General features: G+C 69.8%; 21 protein-coding genes and 2 pseudogenes. 20 read left to right on the forward strand and 3 right to left on the reverse strand.

Features of this window, described 5'->3' with window-relative positions:
- Positions 1–43 precede the first annotated feature (43 nt).
- Positions 44–445 carry a PaaI family thioesterase gene (locus KIH27_RS00935; protein ID WP_214091023.1) on the forward strand — a complete coding sequence of 134 codons (402 nt, stop codon included), beginning with the start codon at positions 44–46 and terminating at the stop codon, positions 443–445.
- 6 nt (positions 446–451) lie between these two features.
- On the opposite strand, the gene KIH27_RS23250 is transcribed toward KIH27_RS00935, so the two are convergent.
- Complete coding sequence (locus KIH27_RS23250) at positions 452–880, reverse strand: transglycosylase family protein (protein WP_214091024.1); 429 nt, start codon at positions 878–880, stop codon at positions 452–454.
- Between the two features lie 296 nt (positions 881–1,176).
- Between KIH27_RS23250 and KIH27_RS00945 the strand changes: the two genes are divergently transcribed.
- The 15 genes and pseudogenes from KIH27_RS00945 to aroQ all read left to right on the forward strand — a co-directional run bounded on the left by KIH27_RS00945 (position 1,177) and on the right by aroQ (position 15,129).
- Positions 1,177–2,034: a DUF3097 domain-containing protein gene (locus KIH27_RS00945; RefSeq protein WP_214091025.1), complete on the forward strand. Its 858-nt coding sequence runs from the start codon at positions 1,177–1,179 to the stop codon at positions 2,032–2,034.
- Between the two features lie 50 nt (positions 2,035–2,084).
- Positions 2,085–3,200 (forward strand): NDMA-dependent alcohol dehydrogenase, encoded by a 1,116-nt coding sequence (locus tag KIH27_RS00950; RefSeq protein ID WP_214091026.1) that lies wholly within the window; start codon positions 2,085–2,087, stop codon positions 3,198–3,200.
- A 22-nt stretch (positions 3,201–3,222) separates the two neighbouring features.
- Entirely contained in the window at positions 3,223–4,575 is a 1,353-nt protein-coding gene (locus KIH27_RS00955) for a replication-associated recombination protein A (RefSeq protein WP_214091027.1), read from the forward strand.
- A gap of 32 nt (positions 4,576–4,607) precedes the next feature.
- The gene (locus KIH27_RS00960) at positions 4,608–4,997 is read left to right on the forward strand and encodes a TM2 domain-containing protein (protein ID WP_214091028.1); all 390 of its coding nucleotides are present in this window, start codon (positions 4,608–4,610) and stop codon (positions 4,995–4,997) included.
- 49 nt (positions 4,998–5,046) lie between these two features.
- Positions 5,047–5,303, forward strand: a pseudogene (locus tag KIH27_RS22320) (YjbQ family protein); the annotation flags it as partial.
- Between the two features lie 90 nt (positions 5,304–5,393).
- Positions 5,394–8,087, forward strand: a complete 2,694-nt coding sequence (gene alaS / locus KIH27_RS00965; protein ID WP_214091029.1) for an alanine--tRNA ligase — start codon at positions 5,394–5,396, stop codon at positions 8,085–8,087.
- Positions 8,084–8,587, forward strand: coding sequence for a Holliday junction resolvase RuvX (gene ruvX, locus KIH27_RS00970; RefSeq protein WP_372451279.1), 504 nt, complete (start codon positions 8,084–8,086; stop codon positions 8,585–8,587). Before alaS ends, ruvX begins: the two co-directional genes overlap by 4 nt.
- Positions 8,580–9,824, forward strand: coding sequence for an endolytic transglycosylase MltG (gene mltG / locus KIH27_RS00975; protein ID WP_214091030.1), 1,245 nt, complete (start codon positions 8,580–8,582; stop codon positions 9,822–9,824). Before ruvX ends, mltG begins: the two co-directional genes overlap by 8 nt.
- A complete protein-coding gene (locus KIH27_RS00980) occupies positions 9,802–10,626 on the forward strand; it encodes a shikimate dehydrogenase (protein WP_214091031.1) in 825 nt (274 codons plus the stop codon). Before mltG ends, KIH27_RS00980 begins: the two co-directional genes overlap by 23 nt.
- A 10-nt stretch (positions 10,627–10,636) precedes the next feature.
- Entirely contained in the window at positions 10,637–11,056 is a 420-nt protein-coding gene (locus KIH27_RS00985) for a prepilin peptidase (protein ID WP_214091032.1), read from the forward strand.
- A 196-nt stretch (positions 11,057–11,252) separates the two neighbouring features.
- The gene (locus tag KIH27_RS00990; RefSeq protein ID WP_214091033.1) at positions 11,253–11,618 is read left to right on the forward strand and encodes a hypothetical protein; all 366 of its coding nucleotides are present in this window, start codon (positions 11,253–11,255) and stop codon (positions 11,616–11,618) included.
- A 128-nt stretch (positions 11,619–11,746) separates the two neighbouring features.
- Positions 11,747–12,958 carry a chorismate synthase gene (gene aroC, locus KIH27_RS00995; RefSeq protein ID WP_214091034.1) on the forward strand — a complete coding sequence of 404 codons (1,212 nt, stop codon included), beginning with the start codon at positions 11,747–11,749 and terminating at the stop codon, positions 12,956–12,958.
- Between the two features lie 7 nt (positions 12,959–12,965).
- Positions 12,966–13,490: pseudogene (locus KIH27_RS01000) on the forward strand (shikimate kinase); the annotation flags it as partial.
- Between the two features lie 110 nt (positions 13,491–13,600).
- Positions 13,601–14,698 (forward strand): 3-dehydroquinate synthase, encoded by a 1,098-nt coding sequence (gene aroB / locus KIH27_RS01005; protein WP_307856759.1) that lies wholly within the window; start codon positions 13,601–13,603, stop codon positions 14,696–14,698.
- Positions 14,695–15,129 carry a type II 3-dehydroquinate dehydratase gene (aroQ, locus tag KIH27_RS01010; RefSeq protein WP_214091037.1) on the forward strand — a complete coding sequence of 145 codons (435 nt, stop codon included), beginning with the start codon at positions 14,695–14,697 and terminating at the stop codon, positions 15,127–15,129. Before aroB ends, aroQ begins: the two co-directional genes overlap by 4 nt.
- Before the next feature lie 4 nt (positions 15,130–15,133).
- Here aroQ and KIH27_RS01015 read toward each other — a convergent pair whose 3' ends face one another.
- On the reverse strand, positions 15,134–15,841 hold the full coding sequence (locus KIH27_RS01015) for a B-4DMT family transporter (protein WP_214091038.1): 708 nt from the start codon (positions 15,839–15,841) through the stop codon (positions 15,134–15,136).
- 33 nt (positions 15,842–15,874) lie between these two features.
- Between KIH27_RS01015 and KIH27_RS01020 the strand changes: the two genes are divergently transcribed.
- From KIH27_RS01020 to nusB, 3 genes are read left to right on the forward strand one after another with little or no spacing between them, the layout of a single operon-like run.
- On the forward strand, positions 15,875–16,969 hold the full coding sequence (locus KIH27_RS01020; protein WP_214091039.1) for a M24 family metallopeptidase: 1,095 nt from the start codon (positions 15,875–15,877) through the stop codon (positions 16,967–16,969).
- A 16-nt stretch (positions 16,970–16,985) separates the two neighbouring features.
- On the forward strand, positions 16,986–17,549 hold the full coding sequence (efp, locus tag KIH27_RS01025) for an elongation factor P (RefSeq protein WP_214091040.1): 564 nt from the start codon (positions 16,986–16,988) through the stop codon (positions 17,547–17,549).
- A gap of 2 nt (positions 17,550–17,551) precedes the next feature.
- Positions 17,552–18,097: a transcription antitermination factor NusB gene (nusB, locus tag KIH27_RS01030; RefSeq protein WP_214091041.1), complete on the forward strand. Its 546-nt coding sequence runs from the start codon at positions 17,552–17,554 to the stop codon at positions 18,095–18,097.
- 3 nt (positions 18,098–18,100) lie between these two features.
- Here nusB and KIH27_RS01035 read toward each other — a convergent pair whose 3' ends face one another.
- A complete protein-coding gene (locus KIH27_RS01035; protein WP_214091042.1) occupies positions 18,101–18,379 on the reverse strand; it encodes a hypothetical protein in 279 nt (92 codons plus the stop codon).
- Between the two features lie 156 nt (positions 18,380–18,535).
- Between KIH27_RS01035 and KIH27_RS01040 the strand changes: the two genes are divergently transcribed.
- Positions 18,536–21,262, forward strand: a complete 2,727-nt coding sequence (locus KIH27_RS01040; RefSeq protein WP_214091043.1) for an aminotransferase class I/II-fold pyridoxal phosphate-dependent enzyme — start codon at positions 18,536–18,538, stop codon at positions 21,260–21,262.
- Positions 21,263–21,351 lie beyond the last annotated feature (89 nt).

Below are 21,351 nucleotides of genomic sequence, written 5' to 3' on the forward strand. Positions count from 1 at the left end.
GAATCGGCGGCATGCAGGGGGACGGCACGCGAGGCTGTCAGGCATGGAACCCAGCGAATTCGCCCGACTGGTCATCGACAGCATGCCGTTCGCGGCTGCGCTGCAGATCGACGTCACCGAACTGACCCCGCAGCAGGTGAGCGCCACGATGGCGTGGGCGCAGGAGCGGTGCACCACCGCCGGCATCCTGCACGGGGGAGCGCTGATGGCGTTCGCCGACACCGTCGGCGCGGTGTGCGCGGTCGCCAACCTGCCCCAGGGTGCCAGCACCTCGACGATTGAGTCCAAGACCAATTTCTTCCGGGCGGTGCGGGACGGCACCGTCACCGCGACGAGTACCCCGCTGCACGTCGGGCGCAGCACGATCGTCGTGCAGACCGATCTCGTCGACGACCGCGGGAAGGCGGTCGCCCGGGTCACCCAGACGCAGGCGGTGCTGACGTAGCCGGTCTCACCACAGTGGCTTGAGCAGGCCGCGCAGTGCCGGCGGCACCCAGCCTTTCGGGTTCGACGGGAAGACCCGGCCCGGTCCGCATTTCGGCCACGCGTAGGGACCCTGTTCGTCCAGCACCCGATTCGCGACGGCGATCTGCTCCTCGCGTGACGCTTTCGCCGGGGACCCCACCCCGCCGAACGAATGCCAGGTCGACGGTTTGAACTGCAGACCGCCGTAGAAGCCATTGCCGGTGTCGGCGGCCCAGTTGCCGCCCGATTCGCATTGCGCGACGGCATCCCAACCCATGCCGAGACCGATGCCGTCCGCCCAGGCGACCGCCGGCGATGCCGTCAGTGCGCCCACAATCCCCCCGGTGATCAGCCCGGATACGACCCAGTGTCGCTTCCCGAACCGCACGACACGCCGTGTCGCGTTCCGGTACATTTCGCAACCTCCGTGATATCTGTCAATCCGTGAGGTTCCCGAGCATAACGCGAATATTGATGCAGTTGCATATTGATATCGCTTTATGAGACAAAAACTTAGTAATGTTAAATGAGTGGTATTCGTTGATCAAAGTGATTGATGTTGATGTAGTTGTTATCTGAGGTTAAAGCTAATTAGAGTGACGGAAGTTACTGGTGTGACTGCTGTGGTTTTGAGTCCCGGTGGCCGCGCGGGACCCGGCCGCCCGGCGAGCCGCCCACGGCGGGGACGCCCGCTGCGGAAAGATCGCCGGAATGGCTGACCGCTACGGAACCGACATCCTCGCCGCCAACCCGCACGCCGCACGTCGGCCGCGCTCCGTCGAAGTGCCGCTGGAACTGGGCATGGTGGTCGAGGATGCTCAGAGCGGTTACGTCGGCGCCGTGGTGCGAGTGGAGTACGGCCGGATGGATCTGGAGGACCGGCACGGGCGCACCCGCGGGTTCCCGGTCGGCCCCGGCTATCTGATCGACGGCCGGCCGGTGATCCTCACCGAACCGCGCCCGGTCGCGCCGAAGACGCCCGCCCGCACCGCGTCCGGCTCGGTGGCCGTGCCGGGTGCTCGGGCGAAGGTCGCGCTGGCCAGCCGGATCTACGTCGAGGGCCGGCACGACGCCGAACTCGTCGAACAGGTCTGGGGCGACGACCTGCGGATCGAGGGCGTGGTGGTCGAGTACCTGGGCGGCATCGACGACCTGGCCGGCATCGTCGAGGAGTTCGCGCCCACCGCCGACCGGCGGCTCGGCGTGCTGGTCGACCACCTGGTCGCCGGCTCCAAGGAGACCCGCATCGTCGAGGCCGTGCGCCGCGGACCCGGCGGCGAGCACGTCCTGATCGTCGGGCACCCGTTCGTCGACATCTGGCAGGCGGTGAAGCCGGCCCGCATCGGCCGGGACGCCTGGCCGGTGATCCCGCGCAACGTCGAGTGGAAGCACGGCGTCTGCGCGGAACTGGGCTGGCCGCACGCCGACCAGGCCGACATCGCCGCCGCGTGGCGCCGTATCCGGGGCAGCGTGCGGGACTGGACGGACCTGGAGCCGGAGCTGATCGGTCGGGTGGAGGAGCTGATCGACTTCGTGACGCAGCCCGCTGACGCTGGACCGGCCCACTAATCCGGCTGAAACGCGCCGCCGGGACCGCCCCAACCGGTTGGATGGCAATCATGAAAACAGTTGCCGCAGTGGCGCATGCACCGCATCAGCCGTTCGAGATCATGGAGCTGGACCTGGACGGCCCGGGGCCCGGTGAGGTGCTGGTCAAGTTCAGCGCCGCCGGGCTGTGCCACTCCGATCTGCACGTGGCCGACGGCGACTGGCCGGCCCGCTACCCGATCGTCGGCGGGCACGAGGGCTCCGGGGTGGTCGAGGACGTCGGTCCCGGCGTGACCAAGGTGGCGCCCGGCGATCACGTGGTGTGCTGCTTCATCCCCAGCTGCGGCACCTGCCGGTACTGCTCCACCGGCCGGCAGAACCTCTGCGACCTGGGCGCGACGATCCTGGAGGGCTGCATGCCGGACGGGACCTTCCGGTTCCACGACCGCAAGGCCGGCACGGATTACGGCGGCTTCTGCATGCTCGGCACGTTCGCGCAACGGGCCACGGTCTCGCAGTACTCGGTGGTGAAGATCGACGACTGGCTGCCGCTGCAGACCGCGGTGCTGGCCGGCTGCGGGGTGCCCACCGGCTGGGGCGGCGCCAACTACTCCGGCGGGGTGCGCGCCGGGGACACCGTGGTCATCTACGGCATCGGCGGGGTCGGCATCAACGCGGTCCAGGGTGCGGTGCACGCCGGCGCCAAGCACGTGGTGGTCGTCGACCCGGTGGCGTTCAAACGCGACACCGCGCTGAAGTTCGGCGCCACCCACGCTTTCGCCGACGCCGACGAGGCGATGATCAAGATCGCGGAGCTGACCTGGGGGCAGATGGCCGATCAGGCGCTGGTCACCGTCGGGCACCTCGACGAAGCCGTCATCACCGCGGGCTTCAACACCATCGGCAAGGGCGGCACCGTCGTCATCATCGGGCTGGGCCGGCTCGAAGACCTCGACGTGCACGTCTCCGGTTCGGTGATGGCGCTGTTCGAGAAGACGATCAAGGGCAGTCTGTTCGGCTCGGCCAACCCGCAGTACGACATCGTCCGGTTGCTGCGGCTCTACGACGCCGGGCAGCTCAAACTCGATGAGCTGATCACCCGCCGCTACACCCTGGAACAGGTCAACGAGGGCTACCAGGATCTGCGCGACGGCACGATCATCCGGGGCGTGATCACCTACGACTGAGCCGCACCAGTGCCGGCGTGGTATGCCTGAACCCGTGTCCGACGGTCTGTTCGACGTAACCGGGGAGGTCCGCCCGGAACCCGCCAGGGTGCCGCCGGCCGGGGCGCCGCTGGCGGTGCGGATGCGACCGGTGTCGCTGGACGAGGTGGTCGGGCAGGGTCATCTGCTCGGGCAGAACTCGCCGCTGCGCCGACTGGTCGACGGCTCGGGGGCGGCGTCGGTGATCCTGTACGGCCCGCCCGGCACCGGCAAGACCACGCTGGCGTCGCTGATCTCACAGGCCACCGGGCGGCGGTTCGAGGCGCTGTCAGCGCTGAGCGCCGGGGTCAAAGAGGTGCGGGCCGTCATCGACGACGCCCGCCGGGCCGCCGCCTACGGCGAGCAGACCGTGCTGTTCATCGACGAGGTGCACCGGTTCTCCAAAACCCAGCAGGACGCGCTGCTGGCCGCCGTGGAGAACCGGGTGGTGCTGCTGGTCGCCGCGACCACCGAGAACCCGTCGTTCTCGGTGGTGGCCCCGCTGCTGTCGCGTTCGCTGATCCTGCAGCTGCGGCCGCTGGGCGCCGACGCGGTGCGCACCCTGGTCGACCGGGCGCTCGCCGACCCGCGCGGGCTGGACGGGCGGGTGCGGGCCGACATCGACGCGGTGGACCTGCTGGTGCGACTGGCCGCCGGGGACGCCCGCCGCGCGCTGACCGCACTCGAGGTGGCGGCCGAGGGGGTACCGCCCGGCGGTGCGATCACCGTGGAGACCGTCGAACAGTCGCTGGACAAGGCGGCGGTGCGCTACGACCGCGACGGCGATCAGCACTACGACGTGGCCAGCGCGTTCATCAAGAGCGTGCGCGGCTCCGACGTCGACGCCGCACTGCACTACCTGGCCCGGATGCTGACGGCGGGGGAGGATCCGCGGTTCATCGCCCGCCGGCTGATGATCCTGGCCAGCGAGGACATCGGCATGGCCGACCCGACCGCGCTGCCGCTGGCGGTGGCCGCCGCCCAGACCGTCGCGCTGATCGGCCTGCCGGAAGCCCAGCTCACGCTGGCGCACGCCGTCATCCACCTGGCCACCGCACCGAAATCCAATGCGGTCACCACCGCGCTGGCCGCGGCGATGAACGACATCAAGGCCGGCAAGGCCGGGCTGGTGCCGCCGAACATGCGCGACGGCCACTACTCCGGGGCGAAAGCCCTGGGCAACGCCGTCGGCTACCAGTACTCGCACAACCATCCCGACGGTGTGGTGCCGCAGCAGTACCCGCCCGACGAACTGGTCGGCGTCGACTACTACCGGCCGACCGGCCGGGGAGCGGAACGCGAGATCGGCGGGCGGCTGGCGAAATTACGGGCGATCATCCGCCGCCGGAGCGGCTAACTCAGTCGAAACACGCGGTAGATTGATCAACTATGACGACGCCTGACGACTTCAGTGGACATGCAGGTAATGCATCGCAGCACCCGACGCCCGGCGGATACCCGCCGCCCCAGCCAGGTGCCTACCCGCAAACCGGCTATCACCCGCAGCAGGGCTATCCGCAGTATCCGACTCCTGGCGGTGGTTACGGATACGGCGGTCAACTGTCCGACAAGAGCAAGATCGTCGCCGGTCTGCTGCAGATATTTCTCGGCGGGTTCGGGGTCGGCCGGTTCTATCTGGGCTACACCGGGATCGGCATCGCGCAGATCGCGGCTACCTGGCTGACCTTCGGACTGGGGGCTATCTGGCCGTTCATCGACGGAATCCTGATGCTCGTCGGCAAGGTTCCCGACGCGCAGGGCCGTCCGCTGCGCGACTGATCCTGTCCGAGGCGGTTACACCGGCGCTCACCACGCGTGTCCCGAAGTGGGCTCCGACGACGACCTCGTCGATGCCCTGGAGTAACAGGGGTACCTCCCGCATGCGGGCGATTGCCGCGGCACGATCGGTACCGGCATACGCACGGCTCACCTCGCCACACCGCCGATCACGTGCTGCCGGGGTTCGTGGCACCGGCGATCATGACCCCGGTGGTCGGTGCGGGGAACGTGGCGGTCCGTGGTGCTGGTAGACCTCAACGGGGACGACCCCAGCGGTCGGCGCGGCTGAGCTTCGTCGGTGGCTAGCGCGCGGCCGGCCGGCTCTGCCCGGTACTGTGGTGCGGTCCATTCGACGTGCGGATTTTCCCCGGGAAGCGACCAGAAAGCGATCAAGTAGTGCAGACACACGAGATCAGGAAGCGCTTCCTCGATCACTTCGTGAAGGCGGGGCACACCGAGGTGCCCAGCGCTTCAGTGATTCTCGACGACCCGAACCTGCTGTTCATCAACGCCGGCATGGTGCAGTTCGTGCCCTATTTCCTGGGCCAGCGGACCCCGCCGTATGCCACGGCCACCAGCGTCCAGAAGTGCATCCGCACCCCCGACATCGACGAAGTCGGCATCACCACCCGGCACAACACCTTCTTCCAGATGGCCGGCAACTTCTCGTTCGGCGACTACTTCAAGCGCGGTGCGATCGAGTTGGCGTGGACGCTGCTGACCAACAGCGTCGACGATGGCGGGTACGGGCTGGACCCCGAACGGCTGTGGGCCACCGTCTATCTCGACGACGACGAGGCGATGGCGCTGTGGCAGGAGATCGCCGGGCTGCCCGCCGAGCGGATCCAGCGCCGCGGCATGGCGGACAACTACTGGTCGATGGGCATCCCCGGCCCCTGCGGCCCGTCGTCGGAGATCTACTACGACCGCGGCCCGGAGTTCGGCGTCGACGGCGGCCCGGTCGCCAACGAGGACCGTTACATCGAGATCTGGAACCTCGTGTTCATGCAGAACGAACGCGGCGAGGGGACCGGCAAGGACAACTTCGAGATCCTCGGACCGCTGCCGCGGCAGAACATCGACACCGGGATGGGCGTCGAACGGGTCGCGTTCCTGCTGCAGGGCGTGCACAACGTCTACGAGACCGACCTGGTGCGGCCGGTCATCGACAAGGTCGCCACCGTCGCGGCCCGTCCCTATGACTCCGGCAACCACGCCGACGACGTGCGCTACCGGATCATCGCCGATCACTCCCGCACCGCGGCGATCCTGATCGGCGACGGCGTCAGCCCCGGCAACGACGGCCGCGGCTATGTGCTGCGCCGACTGCTGCGCCGGGTGATCCGGTCGGCGAAGCTGCTCGGCATCGACGCCCCGATCGTCGGTGACCTGATGGCGGTGGTCCGCGACGCGATGGGCCCGTCCTACCCGGAACTGGTCACCGATTTCGACCGGATCCAGCGGATCGCGGTCGCCGAGGAGGCCGCGTTCAACCGCACCCTGGCGTCGGGTTCGAAGCTCTTCGAAGATGCAGCCGCCGCGACCCAATCCGCCGGGACCACCGTGCTGTCCGGTTCGGACGCCTTCGCTCTGCACGACACCTACGGGTTCCCGATCGAGCTGACGCTGGAGATGGCGGCCGAGGCGGGCCTCTCCGTCGACGAGTCCGGCTTCCGGGAGCTGATGGCCGAGCAGCGCGCCCGGGCGAAGGCTGACGCCGCCGCCCGCAAGCACGCGCACGCCGACCTGTCCGCCTACCGCGAACTGGTCGACACCGCACCCACCGAGTTCACCGGCTTCGACGAATTGTCGTCGGAGGCAAGGATTCTCGGAATCTTCGTGGACGGAAAGCGGGTTCCGGTCGTCACGCACGCGGACTCCGCGGCCACCGACCGGATCGAACTAGTGCTGGACCGCACCCCGCTGTATGCCGAATCCGGTGGGCAGATCGCCGACACCGGCAGCATCAGCGGCGCCACCAACACCGCCAAGGCCGCCGTCACCGACGTGCAGAAGATCGCCAAAACGCTGTGGACGCACCGGGTGAACGTGGAGTCGGGGGAGTTCGTCGAGGGCGACACCGTGGTGGCCGCCGTCGACCCGGCCTGGCGCCGCGGTGCCACCCAGGGCCACTCCGGCACCCACATGGTGCACGCCGCGCTGCGACAGGTGCTGGGACCCAACGCTGTTCAGGCCGGATCGCTGAACCGGCCGGGCTACCTGCGGTTCGACTTCCACTGGCAGGGCGCGCTCACCGAGGACCAGCGGGTCCGGGTCGAGGAACTTGCCAACGAGGCGGTGCAGGCCGACTACGCCGTCAACACCTTCCTGACCGGGCTCGAGCAGGCCAAGTCGATGGGCGCGATGGCGCTGTTCGGCGAGGCCTACCCCGATGAGGTGCGGGTCGTGGAGATCGGCGGACCGTTCTCACTGGAACTGTGCGGCGGCACCCACGTGCACAACTCGGCGCAGATCGGGCCGGTGACCCTGCTCGGCGAGTCGTCGGTCGGCTCGGGCGTGCGCCGGGTGGAGGCCTACGTCGGGCTCGACTCGTTCCGCCACCTGGCCAAGGAGCGGGCGCTGATGGCCGGGCTGGCGTCGACGTTGAAGGTGCCGTCGGAGGAGGTGCCGGCCCGGGTCGCCACGCTGGTGGAGAAGCTGAAGGTCGCCGAGAAGGAACTCGACCGGGCCCGGCTCGCGAACGCGCGGGCCGCAGCATCGAATGCGGCCGCCGGAGCCGAGCAGATCGGTAGAGTGCGGCTGGTGACACAGCGAATGCCCAGCGGAATGACAGGTACCGATCTGCGTTCGCTGGCCGGCGACGTCCGCGGCAAGCTCGGCGCCGACCCGGCCGTGGTGGCGCTGATCGCCGACGGCGCCGACAGCGTGCCGTACGTCGTCGCGATCAACCCTGCCGCGCAGGAGCTGGGTTTGAGCGCCGGTGACCTGGTCAAGCAGCTCTCCGCGGCGGTCGACGGGCGCGGCGGCGGCAAGGCCGACCTCGCGCAGGGATCGGGTAAGAACGCCGCGGGGATCGACACCGCACTGGCGGCGGTGCGATCGGCGGTCGGGCAGAGCCAGTCCTCGTGACCGGTCAGGACCGCGCCCCGGACCGGCCCGGCGGGTCCGACGATCCCGGCCGGGGACGCCGCCTCGGCGTCGACGTCGGCAGCGTGCGGATCGGGGTGGCGTGCAGCGACCCCGACGGGCTGCTGGCCACCCCGGTGGAGACCGTCCGCCGGCATTCCTCCGGTTCGCACCTGCGCCGTCTCGCCGGCCTGGTCGCCGATCTGGGCGTGGTCGAGGTGGTGGTCGGGCTGCCGCGGACCCTGGCCGATCGGGCGGGTTCTGCCGCCGACGACGCCATCGGCGTCGCCGACGCGCTGGCCGCCCGTATCGCGCCGATCCCGGTGCGACTGGCCGACGAGCGGCTGAGCACGGTCAGCGCGCACCGGTCACTGCGGGAGGCCGGGATGCGGACCAAGAATCATCGGGCGGTCATCGACCAGGTGGCGGCAGTGACGATCCTGCAGACCTGGCTCGATCAACGGCGAACCCTGGTCCGCCCGACGGAGGACGAGGATGCCTGACGACAAGCGTGGCCGGAAAGCCGAGCCGACCGCCGTCGGTCCGGCGCGCCGCCGGATGAGCCGGACCGAGCGCGCCCGGGCGGATCGCCTGCGGCGCCGCCGCCGGCGTGCCGTCCTGGGGCTCGGCGGCGTGCTGGTCACCATGGCCGTCATCGCCGCGGTGTTCGTCGGCTCCAAGCTCTGGCACTCCAGCACCCCCGTCGTCGACTTCACCGGTGAGGGCGGTCCGCAGGTTCTGATCGAGGTGCACGAAGGCGACTGGACCAGCGCGGTCGCCGACACGTTGCGCAACGCCGGGGTGATCGCCGAGGTCGGCCCGTTCCTGACCATCGCGCAGAGCAGCGCCGCGGTGCAGGCGATCCAGCCCGGCTTCTACCGGCTGCGCACCGAGATCCCGGCCGCGACCGCGGTGCAGGAACTGACCGACCCGGCGAATCGGGTCGGCAAGCTGGTGATCCCGGAGGGCCGTCAACTCGACGACACCGTCGAGGCGCGGACCGGGCGGGTGACGCCCGGGGTGTTCACGCTGATCGCCGAGGCCAGCTGCCTGGACCTGGAAGACGAGCACCACTGCCTCAAGGCGGCGGATCTGCGGCGTGCCTCGGAGACGGAGTCGCTGCAGGCGCTGTCGGTGCCGGACTGGGCGATCGGGCCCGCCACGAAGATGGGCCACGACCACCGCCGTATCGAGGGTCTGATCATGGCGGGCACCTGGAACGTCGACCCGACCGCACCGGCACCGACCGTGCTGGCCAAGCTGATCGCGCAGAGCGGTGCGGAACTGGCCAAGTCCGGGCTGACCCAGACCGCGGCGCAACTGGGCATGACGCCGTACGACCTGCTGGTGGTGGCGTCGCTGGTGCAGCGGGAGTCGCTGCCGCAGGACTTCGCGAAGGTCGCCCGGGTCATCGACAACCGGCTGCGGGAGCCGCAGCGACTGGAATTCGACTCGACGGTGAACTATCCGCTGGACCGCCAGGAGGTCGCCACCACCGACGCCGATCGGGCCAAGGTGACACCGTGGAACACCTACGCCTCCGAGGGACTGCCCGCCACCCCGATCTGCTCGCCGGGGATGGAGGCGCTGCAGGCCGCGGAACACCCCGAACCGGGCGACTGGCTGTACTTCGTCACGATCGACAAGGACGGCACGACGCTGTTCACCCACAGCTATCAGCAGCACCTGAACAACATCGAGTTAGCGCTGGGCAACGGTGTCCTGGACAGCTCCCGGTAGCCGCCGGGCGGCGGTGCTCGGTTCGCCGATCGCCCACTCCCGCTCACCCCAACTGCACCTGGCCGCCTACCGCGCCCTGGGCCTGACCGACTGGACCTACGAGCGCATCGAGTGCGGCGCCGACGAACTGCCGGGACTGGTGCGCGGGCTCGGGCCGGAATGGGTCGGGGTCTCAGTCACCATGCCCGGCAAGTTCGCGGCGCTGGCCTGCGCCGACGAGCGCACCGCGCGAGCTGAGCTGGTCGGTTCGGCGAACACCCTGGTGCGCACCGCCACCGGCTGGCTGGCCGACAACACCGACGTCGACGGGGTGGCCGGTGCGCTGGGCGCCGCGGTTTCCGGGGGGCCCGCGGTGGTGCTCGGCTCGGGCGGCACCGCACCGGCGGCCGTGGTGGCGCTGGCCGAACTCGGCGTCACCGACCTCACGGTGGCCGCGCGCGATCCCGGTAAGGCCGCCCGGATCGTGGCACTGGCCGCTGAACTGGGGGTTCCCGCCCGGTTCTGCGGACTGGACGATCCGGGACTGGCCGTCGCGGTCGCGGGCTGCACGACGGCCGTGAGCACGGTTCCCGCCGAGGTGGCGGCCCGCTACGCACCGGTGCTGGCCGGGGTTCCGGTGCTGCTCGACGCGATCTACAACCCGTGGCCGACGCCGCTGGCCGCCGCGGTGAGTGCGGCGGGCGGAACGGTGATCAGCGGCCTGCAGATGCTGCTGCATCAGGCGTTCACCCAGGTCGAGTTGTTCACCGGGTTGCCGGCCCCGCGCGCCGCGATGACTTGCGCGCTGCCCGAACTGTCGTAAGCATGCCCGCATGGCGGCGGGGTTCGTGGTGCTGTGGATGGGGCTGCTCAGCGGTTACGACATCCGGTGTCGCCGGCTGCCGGACTGGTTGACGCTGCCCGCAGCGGTGCTGGTGCCACTGGTGGCGGTGTACGCCGGGCGGGGAGCCGGGGCGCTGGCCGGCGCGGCGGCCCTGAGCACGGTCTACCTGGTGGTGCATCTGATCGCGCCGGGTGGCCTGGGCGGTGGGGACGTCAAGCTGGCGGTCAGTCTGGGGGCGCTGACCGGCGCATTCGGTGCGCCGGTGTGGTCACTGGCGGCGGTGGCAGCACCGCTGCTCACCGCCGGGCTGGGGCTGCTGGTGCTGCTGTGTCGTGGTGGCCGGACGGTGCCACACGGGCCGTCGATGTGTGCGGCCAGTGCGGCCGCCGTGGCACTCGGCGCGTTCTGAGGCGACAGCGCAGCATCGGCGTGCGACGATGGTCGTCGGCGCAGCAGGGTGCAACAAAATTAATGCTGCGACGAATCTTTACAGACAACGTTTGCCGCTCAGCCGACTATTAGGTAGTATGGAGCGCAGTGTGAAGCCCGTTGTCCGGGTGAAGCCTATAAAGGGGGTGACCGTGAAGCGATCTGTCATTGGGGGCGTGGCCGCAGGGGCGGTCGTTGTCGGCGCCGCACTGGCCGCAACAAACATGTCTGCGCCGTCGCTGCCTGACGTGCAGGTTCCGGCTGTGCAACTGTCCAGCGCGGAGGGTGTCGACACCACCGTGCAGTGGCTGGATCTGTTCGCGCAGACCTCCGGCAACGCCGACTCGTACGGCGGGTACCTGATGGACCCGGGTTCGGGCGAGTCGCCGCTGGTGGTGCTCGGTCCGCAGACCTCGGCCGAAGACTTCGACCGGATCCTCGACGGCGTCGTCGGCAACGCCGGCAGCCAGTTGAACGCGGTGACCTCACCGAGCAACGGGCCGGACGCGGTCACCTACTTGATCCTCAAAAACGGTTCCTGACCGTCCCGCGTTTCACTGTCGCCACACCCACTGCACACCCACTGCGTTGCCGTGCGTGACTGATCGCACGCTGTTCGGCAGGGTCCTCGAATCCCAGACACCGGGATCGGCATGGGAAGATGGGACTTGTGTTGCGTTGGATAACCGCCGGGGAATCACACGGACGTGCGCTGGTGGCCATGGTCGAGGGCATGGTCGCCGGAGTCGCCGTCACGTCTGACGACATCGCCGCCCAGCTGGCCCGCCGTCGACTCGGCTATGGGCGCGGGGCGCGGATGAAATTCGAGGCCGACGCGGTGACCGTGCTGTCTGGCGTGCGACACGGCCGCACCCTGGGTGGGCCGATCGCCGTCGAGATCGGCAACACCGAATGGCCCAAGTGGGAAACGGTGATGTCGCCGGACCCGGTGGATCCGGCGGTCCTGGAAGCCGAGGGCGGGGCCCGCAACGCGCCGCTGACCCGGCCGCGGCCCGGCCACGCCGACTACGCCGGCATGCTCAAGTACGGCTTCGACGACGCCCGCCCGGTGCTGGAGCGGGCCAGTGCGCGGGAGACCGCGGCGCGTGTCACCGCCGGCACCGTCGCCCGTGCGTTTCTGGCGCAGGCGCTGGGCGTGCAGGTGATCTCGCATGTGATCTCGATCGGGGCGTCGCAGCCCTACGACGGTCCGGCGCCGCTGCCCGAGAACCTGGCCGCGATCGACGCCAGCCCGGTGCGGGCGTTCGACGCCGCCGCCGAACAGTCCATGATCGCCGAGATCGAGGCCGCCAAGGCCGACGGCGACACCCTCGGCGGGGTGGTGGAGGTGGTGGTCTCCGGGCTGCCGATCGGCCTCGGCTCGTTCATCAGCGGCGACGACCGGCTGGACAGTCAGCTGGCCGCCGCGGTGATGGGCATCCAGGCGATCAAGGGCGTCGAGATCGGTGACGGTTTCACCACCGCGCGCCGACGCGGCAGCGCCGCCCACGACGAGATGTACCCCGGCCCGGACGGCGTGGTCCGCTCCACCAACCGGGCCGGCGGCCTGGAGGGCGGCATGACCAACGGTCAGCCGCTGCGAGTCCGCGCCGCGATGAAACCGATCTCGACCGTGCCGCGGGCGCTGGCGACCGTCGACATGGCCACCGGCGACGAGGCGGTCGCGATCCACCAGCGCTCCGACGTCTGCGCGGTCCCGGCCGCCGGCGTCGTCGCCGAGGCGATGGTGGCGCTGGTGCTGGCCCGGGCTGCGCTGGCCAAATTCGGCGGCGACTCGCTGGACGAGACCCGGCGCAACATCGAGGCATACCGGCAGTCGGTGGCAGACCGGGAGCCGGTCCGCGACCGGGTATCGGGATAACCCGGTCATGGCACCCAGGGCCGTACTGGTGGGATTGCCCGGAGCGGGCAAGTCCACCATCGGGCGGCGGCTGGCCAAGGCGCTGGGCGTCGCGATGATCGACACCGACGCGGAGATCGAGGCCCGAACCGGCCGCAGCATCGCCGACATCTTCGCGGTGGACGGCGAACAGGAATTCCGCCGCATCGAAGAGGATGTGGTCCGGTCGGCGCTGGCCGAGCACGACGGCGTGCTGTCGCTCGGCGGCGGCGCTGTCACCACCCCCGCCGTCCGGGACGCGCTGGCCGGGCACACCGTGGTGTTCCTCGAGATCAGCGCCGCCGAGGGCGTGCGGCGCACCGGGGGCGGCGCGGTGCGGCCACTGCTCGCCGGGCCGGGCCGCGCGGAGAAGTTCCGCGAGCTGATGGCGCAGCGGGCCCCGCTGTACCGCCGGGTCGCGACGATCCGGGTCAACACCAACCGGCGCAACCCCGGAGCGGTGGTGCGCTATATCGTGGCCCGGCTGGACTCCCGCCGGCCGAAGAACCCGGCGCCCGCTCCCGCACCGACATCACCCCCCACGGCCGCACCCACGTGCGCGCCGACCCCACTCACCCCAGCAGCGCTGGCCGCACGACAGACCGGAGGACGTAAATGACGAACATCACCGAGCCGATCACCATCACGGTGGAGACCGACCCGCCGTACCCGGTGGTGGTCGGTAAAGGCCTGCTCGGTGATCTGGCCGAACACCTCGAGGGCCGGCACAAGGTCGCGATCCTGTACCAGCCGACGCTGACCGAGACCGCCGAGGCCATCCGAACGTACCTGTGCGACAAGGGCATTGAAGCGCACCGTGTGGAGATCCCGGACGCTGAGGAAGCCAAGACGGTGCAGGTGCTCGGGTTCATCTGGGATGTGCTGGGCCAGATCGGCCTCGGCCGCAAGGACGCACTGGTGAGCCTCGGCGGCGGCGCCGCCACCGACGTCACCGGCTTCGCGGCGGCCAGCTGGCTGCGCGGCATCTCCGTCGTGCACGTTCCCACCACGCTGCTGGCGATGGTCGACGCCGCGATCGGCGGCAAGACCGGCATCAACACCGACGCCGGCAAGAACCTGGTCGGGGCGTTCCACCAGCCGGACGCGGTCTTCGTGGATCTGGCCACCCTGGAGACGCTGCCGCCGCGGGAGATCACCGCCGGGATGCCGGAGATCGTCAAAGCCGGTTTCATCGCCGACCCGGTGATCCTGGACCTGATCGAGGCCGACCCCAAGGCCGCGGTGGACCCCGCCGGTGACGTGCTCGGCGAGCTGGTGCAGCGCGCGATCGCGGTGAAGGCCGGCGTGGTGGCGGCCGACGAGAAGGAATCGGATCTGCGGGAGATCCTCAACTACGGCCACACCCTGGCGCATGCGATCGAGGCGCTGGAGCACTACCAGTGGCGGCACGGCGACGCGGTGTCGGTGGGCCTGGTCTTCGCGGCCGAACTGGCCCGGGTCACCGGGCGCCTCGACGACGAGACGGCGGACCGGCATCGTTCGATCCTGATGGCACTGGGGCTGCCGGTCAGTTACTACGAGAACGCGCTGCCGGTGCTGCTGGAATACATGCTGGGGGACAAGAAGACTCGCGGCGGCGTGCTGCGGTTCGTGGTGCTCGACGGGCTGGCCAAGCCGGGCCGGCTGGAAGGTCCCGACCCGATGCTGCTGGCCGCCGCCTACGACGAGGTCGGCAAGCGCTTCAAACTGGGGCGGGCATGAACCGGATCAACGTCGTCAACGGGCCGAACCTGCGCCGGCTGGGACGGCGGGAACCGGATGTCTACGGCGACACCAGCTATGACGATCTGACCGCGCTGATCGAGGCCGAAGCCGCCGAGTTGGGCGTCGACGTCGTCGTGCGGCAGAGCGACAGCGAGGCGGAGTTGCTGGAGTGGATCCACGACGCCGCCGACGCCGGTGAGCCGGTGATCCTCAACGCCGGTGGCCTGACCCACACCTCGGTGGCGCTGCGGGATGCCTGCGCGGAGCTGCGGGCACCGCTGATCGAACTGCACATCTCGAATGTGCATGCGCGCGAAGAGTTTCGGCGGCACTCCTACCTGAGTCCGATCGCCACCGGCGTGGTCGTCGGCCTCGGGGTGCGCGGCTATCTGCTCGCGCTGCGCTACCTGGTCGAGTCGGCGGACTGACCCGTCAGCTCGCCGGCTGACCGGGGTCGTCGGCGGCCTCTGGAGCCTGTTCGGCGGGCGCCGTCAGCGTCGCCAGGTTGATCTCCTCGGTGTCACCGGGGATCTCCTCGGTGGTGAAGCCGGCGCTCGGGGCGGGCGCCGCCACGGTGGCCGGCGCGGCGGCCTCAGCGGCTGTCGCCTCACCGGCCGCATCGGCTTCGACGGCCAGCGGGGCGCCGACCGCGGCGAACACGTCGGTGCTCTCACCGGCCTCCAGCGCGGCCAGGCCGTGGTGGTGCTGGGGCATCTTGGCGTTTTGCCGGTCGACCAGCTTGCGGCCGACGGTGACCGCACCCACCGCCGGCACGAACACCAGCATCGCGGTGAACGCCGCGAACGTGCTGACCTCGTTGACCAGGCTGCTGGCGTACAGCGCCTTGTCGACCAGTGCGATCAGCCACGACACCGCGCCGCTGACCACCCCGGCGAACAGGCCCGCGCCCAGCCACGTCATCGCCAGGTCGCGACGGCGGTCCGGGTCCGGGTTGGCGGCGGCGTCGGCGCGGCCGTCTTTGAGCCCCCACACCATCACCGCCGCCACGAACACGGCCATCAGTGCGAGGCTGATCAGCCCGGCGCGCGCCTCGAAGGCGTTGATCAGCACACCCTGGACAAGGCGGATCACGATCATCAGCACCGCCAGGACCAATCCGCGCAGCAACCAGTTCCTCATGGGGGCACAGCGTAGCGAGTACCGTCACACTGCGTGACACATTCCTCCCGTCGGGCGCGGCTGCGCGCCGCGATCACCGCGGCGGATCTGGACGCGATCCTGGTCACAGACCTGGTCAATGTGCGTTATCTGTCCGGGTTCACCGGCTCGGCCGGCGCGCTGCTGGTCTACGCCGACGACCGGCCCACGGTGCTGGCCACTGACGGCCGGTACCGCACCCAGGCGGCCCGCCAGGCACCGGATCTGTCGGTCCTCATCGAACGGGCCGGAGCGAGCCGGCTGGCGGCCGGTGCGGCCGAGTCGGGGGTGCGCCGGCTCGGTTTCGAGGCCGATGTCGTCACCGTCGACGCCTTCGACACGCTGTCGGCCGCCGCCGAGGGCGTCAACCTGGTGCGCGCGGCGGGCAGCGTGGAGGCGCTGCGCGAGACCAAGGACGCCGGCGAGGTGGCCCTGCTGCGGCTGGCGTGCGAGGCGGCAGACGCCGCGCTGACGGATCTGCTGGCCCGCGGCGGGCTGCGCCCGGGCCGTACCGAACGCGAGGTGCGCCGGGAGCTGGAGTCGCTGATGCTCGACCACGGCGCCGACGCGGCGTCGTTCGAGACGATCGTGGCCACCGGCGCCAACTCGGCGGTCCCGCACCACCGGCCGACCGATGCGGTGCTGACCGCCGGTGATCTCGTCAAGATCGACTTCGGGGCGCTGGTGGCCGGCTACCACTCCGACATGACCCGGACGTTCGTGCTGGGTTCCCCCGCGGACTGGCAGCGGGAGATCTACCAGGTGGTCGCCGACGCCCAGAGCGCCGGCCGGGCAGCGCTGGAACCCGGCGCCGACCTGCGGGCGGTGGATGCCGCCGCCCGCGAGGTGATCGCCGCCGCCGGGTACGCCGAGACCTTCAGTCACGGCCTGGGGCACGGGGTGGGCCTGCGGATTCATGAAGCGCCGGGAATCAACGCGACGGCCGCAGGTACACTGCTTGCCGGTGCCGTGGTGACCGTGGAACCCGGTGTCTATCTGCCCGAACGCGGCGGTGTCCGCATCGAGGACACCCTCGTTGTCGCTGACACCCCCGGGCAGACCCCAGAACTGCTGACTCGGTTCCCCAGGGAACTGACCATCGTGACCTAAGAAGACGGAGAAGACCGTGGCCTCGACCGCTGATTTCAAGAACGGGCTGGTGCTGGTGATCGACGGCCAGCTGTGGCAGATCACCGAGTTCCAGCACGTCAAACCGGGCAAGGGTCCGGCGTTCGTGCGCACCAAGCTCAAGAACGTCGTCTCCGGCAAGGTCGTCGACAAGACCTACAACGCCGGCGTCAAGGTGGAGACCGCCACCGTCGACCGTCGCGACGCCACCTACCTGTACCGCGACGGGGCCGACTTCGTCTTCATGGACAGCCAGGACTTCGAGCAGCACCCGCTGGGTGAGGCACTCGTCGGCGACTCCGCGAACTACCTGCTGGAGGGCATGCTGGTGCAGATCGCCTTCCACAACGGCGCCGCGCTGTACCTGGAGCTCCCGGTCAGCGTCGAGCTGGTGGTCGCGAGCACCGAGCCGGGCCTGCAGGGCGACCGGTCCAGTGCCGGCACCAAGCCCGCCACCATGGAGACCGGCGCGGAGATCCAGGTGCCGCTGTTCATCAACACCGGGGACAAGCTGAAGGTCGACACCCGCGACGGCAGCTACCTGGGCCGGGTCAACGGCTGACCGTGCCCACTCCTAAGGGCCGAGCGGCCGAGGCGGCCAAGCCCGCCAAACCCGTACGGGGACGTCATCTGGCCCGCAAGCGCGCGGTCGACCTGCTGTTCGAAGCAGAAGCGCGCGGGCTGACCGCGGCGCACACCGCGGAACTGCGCGCCGCGCTGGCCGAGCAGCAGCCCGACGTGGCGCCGCTGCACCCGTACACGGTGGCGGTCGCCGAGGGCGTGACCGCGCACAGCGCCCACATCGACGACCTGATCTCCTCGCACCTGCAGGGCTGGACGCTGGAGCGGCTGCCGGCGGTGGACCGGGCGATCCTGCGGGTGGCGGTCTGGGAGCTGCTGCACGCCGAGGACGTGCCGGAGCCGGTCGCCGTCGACGAGGCCGTGCAGCTGGCCAAGGAACTGTCCACCGATGACTCGCCCGGTTTCGTCAACGGTGTGCTCGGTCAGGTGATGCTGGTGACGCCGTCGGCGCGGGCGGCGTCGCAGGCCGTCCGGGCGGCGGCCGAAGACACTCAGCTAGACACACCGTCGCCCGACCCGGATGCCTAGCCGCTAGTGCCGGGGCGGGCAGCTGCCCTGTTTGCCCCGAGGGACGCACAGCACGAGCTCGTCGGACGCATCGTGGATGCACCACAGGAAGAACTGGTCGCCGATCTGGTTCGTGCCCTCGAACGGGACGGCTTTGGCCTCGCCGTCGCCGATCACCACCGAGTCGTCCTGCACGGCCGCCTGATGCCCCGCCGCCGTCAGCCGGTCGCAGGCCTCCTGCGCGTCGTCGGCGCCGGCGATGGCGGCGATGTATTCGTTCGCGTTCACGATTGTCTCAACCACGCGACCGACGTTACCGAGGGCGAAGCTGTTCCGACCATGGCATTAATCTCCTGACTCGCAGGCCTTCCGGCCCTTGCCTATCGTCATACCGCATGGCAGCCCGCCGCGTCGGCGAAAGCCGCCCCAGGCCGGCCGGATCGAGACCACACTGGCGGGATGGTCCGAGATGACGGCCGCGGCCGGCGACTGAGGGTGTCCGCGCTGGCGGCGGTGGCCAACCCGTCGTACTCGCGGGTCGACACCTGGAACATGCTCGACGACGCGTGCCGCGAACTGGCCGAGGTGGACCGGGCGGGAGCCGACACCGGTCACCATGCGACACGGGTCAGACGGCTGCTGGACCGGATCGGCAGCTACGAGCGGTACTGGCTCTTCCCGGGCGCGGCGACCGTCGCCGACTGCCGCGACAAGCTGGCCGCGATGGCGACCGTCGGGCTCTCCGACGAGGTGGCGCTGGCGGTGCGGCTGCTGTCGGAGTACGGCGACCGGGCGGCGCTGTTCGACACCTCGACCCCGCTGGCCGACCAGGAACTGCTCGCCCAGGCCCGTCATCAGCAGTTCTACACGGTGCTGCTGGCCGACGGCACGCCGTCGGAGGCACCCGACAGCCTGGCCGCCAGCCTGCGTGACCTGCGTGAGCCGGGTGACGAGGTGCAGATCGAACTGCTGGTGGTCTCCAGCGTCGAGGACGCCATCGCCGCGGTCGCGCTCAACGGCGAGATCCAGGCGGCGATCATCCGCGACGATGTACCGCTGCGGTCGGCCGACCCGGTGCCGCTGATGACCAACCTGATCGGCGCGGCCGACGACACTCCGGTCACCGACCACAGCTACGACGTGATCGAGTGCGCCGAATGGATGCGGGAACTGCGCCCGCACATCGACCTGTACCTGCTCACCGACGAGTCGATCGCCGCGGACACCGAGGACGAGCCGGACGTCTACGACCGCACGTTCTACCGGCTCAACGACGTCACCGACCTGCACTCGACTGTGCTTGCCGGCATCCGGAAACGGTTCGCCACACCGTATTTCGACGCGCTGCGGGCGTACGCCGCCGAGCCGGTCGGCCAGTTCCACGCACTGCCGGTGGCTCGCGGTGCCTCCATCTTCAATTCCCGCTCACTGCAGGACATGGGGGAGTTCTACGGCCGCAACATCTTCATGGCGGAGACGTCGTCGACCTCCGGCGGGCTGGACTCGCTGCTGGAACCGCACGGCACCATCCGCGCCGCGATGGACAAGGCGGCGATCACCTGGAACGCCGACCACAGCTACTTCGTCACCAACGGCACGTCGACCGCGAACAAGATCGTCGTGCAGGCGCTGACCCGGCCCGGCGACATCGTGCTGATCGACCGCAACTGCCACAAGTCCCACCACTACGGCCTGGTGCTGGCCGGCGCCTATCCGCTCTACCTGGACGCCTACCCGCTGGCACCGTTCGCGATCTACGGCGCGGTGCCGCTGGCCACGATCAAACAGGTGCTGCTGGATCTGGAGGCCGCCGGGCAGCTGGACCGGGTGCGGATGCTGCTGCTGACCAACTGCACCTTCGACGGCGTCGTCTACAACCCGCGCCGGGTGATGGCGGAGGTGCTGGCGATCAAGCCGGACATCTGCTTCCTGTGGGACGAGGCGTGGTACGCGTTCGCCACCGCGGTGCCCTGGGCGCGGCAGCGCACCGCGATGGTGGCGGCCCAGGCGCTGGAGGCCGAGCTGGCGTCGGAGTCCTACGCCGCCCGGTATGAAGCGTGGCGGGAGTCGATGGCCGGTGTGCCGCGCAGCGAGTGGGTGAATCACCGGCTGCTGCCGGACCCCGAACTCGCCCGGATCCGGGTGTACGCCACGCATTCCACGCACAAGTCGCTGTCGGCGCTGCGGCAGGCGTCGATGATCCACGTCCGGGACCGGGACTTCAACGCCCGCAGCCGGGACGCGTTCGCGGAGGCGTTTCTGACCCACACCTCCACTTCGCCCAACCAGCAGTTGCTGGCGTCGCTGGATCTGGCCCGGCGGCAGGTCGACATCGAGGGGTTCCTGATGGTCCGCCGGGTCTACGACATGGCGCTGGTGTTCCGGCATCGGGTGCGTCGGGATCGGTTGATCGGCAAGTGGTTTCACATCCTCGACGAGGCGGACCTGATTCCCGAGGAGTTCCGTGAGTCGGGGGTCAGCTCATATCGACAGGTGCGGGAGGGCCTGCTGACCGAGTGGAACGAGGCGTGGCGGTCCGACGAGTTCGTCCTCGACCCGACCCGGGTCACGCTGTTCATCGGCAAGACCGGGATGAACGGCTACGACTTCCGGGAGAAGATCCTGATGGCGCAGTTCGGGATTCAGATCAACAAGACGTCGATCAACTCGGTGCTGCTGATCTTCACGATCGGCGTCACCTGGTCGAGCGTGCACTTCCTGCTCGACGTGCTGCGCCGGATCGCCACCGAGTTGGAGCGCGAGCAGGACGGCGCCGGCCCCGACGATCTGGCACTGCACCAGCGTCGGGTCGCCGAGATCACCGAGGGTCTGCCGCATCTGCCGGACTTCAGTGAGTTCGACGCGACGTTCCGGCCGGATCCGGCCTGCGCGTTCGGTGACATGCGGGCGGCGTTCTACGACGGCTACGCCGAGGGCGACCGCGAGCACGTGCTGATCGGGGAGGCCGGCCGGCGGATCGCGGAGGGTGCGACGCTGGTGTCGACGACGCTGGTGGTGCCCTATCCGCCGGGGTTCCCGGTCCTGGTGCCCGGCCAGGTGGTCTCCAAGGAGATCCTGGTGTTCCTGGCGGAACTCGACGTCAAAGAGATTCACGGCTACAACCCGGACCTGGGACTGTCGGTGTTCACCGCGGAGGCGCTGGCCCGGATCGCGGCCGGGCGCTGATCGGGATTGGTTCGGCGTGAGCCGCCACCCGCCGCGCCGAGCGTGAACCTACGCTCACGCTCGTACTTCGAGCGTGAATCTGTGTTCAC

This window comes from Mycolicibacter acidiphilus, from assembly GCF_018455725.1.
Taxonomy (GTDB): Bacteria; Actinomycetota; Actinomycetes; order Mycobacteriales; family Mycobacteriaceae; genus Mycobacterium; species Mycobacterium acidiphilum.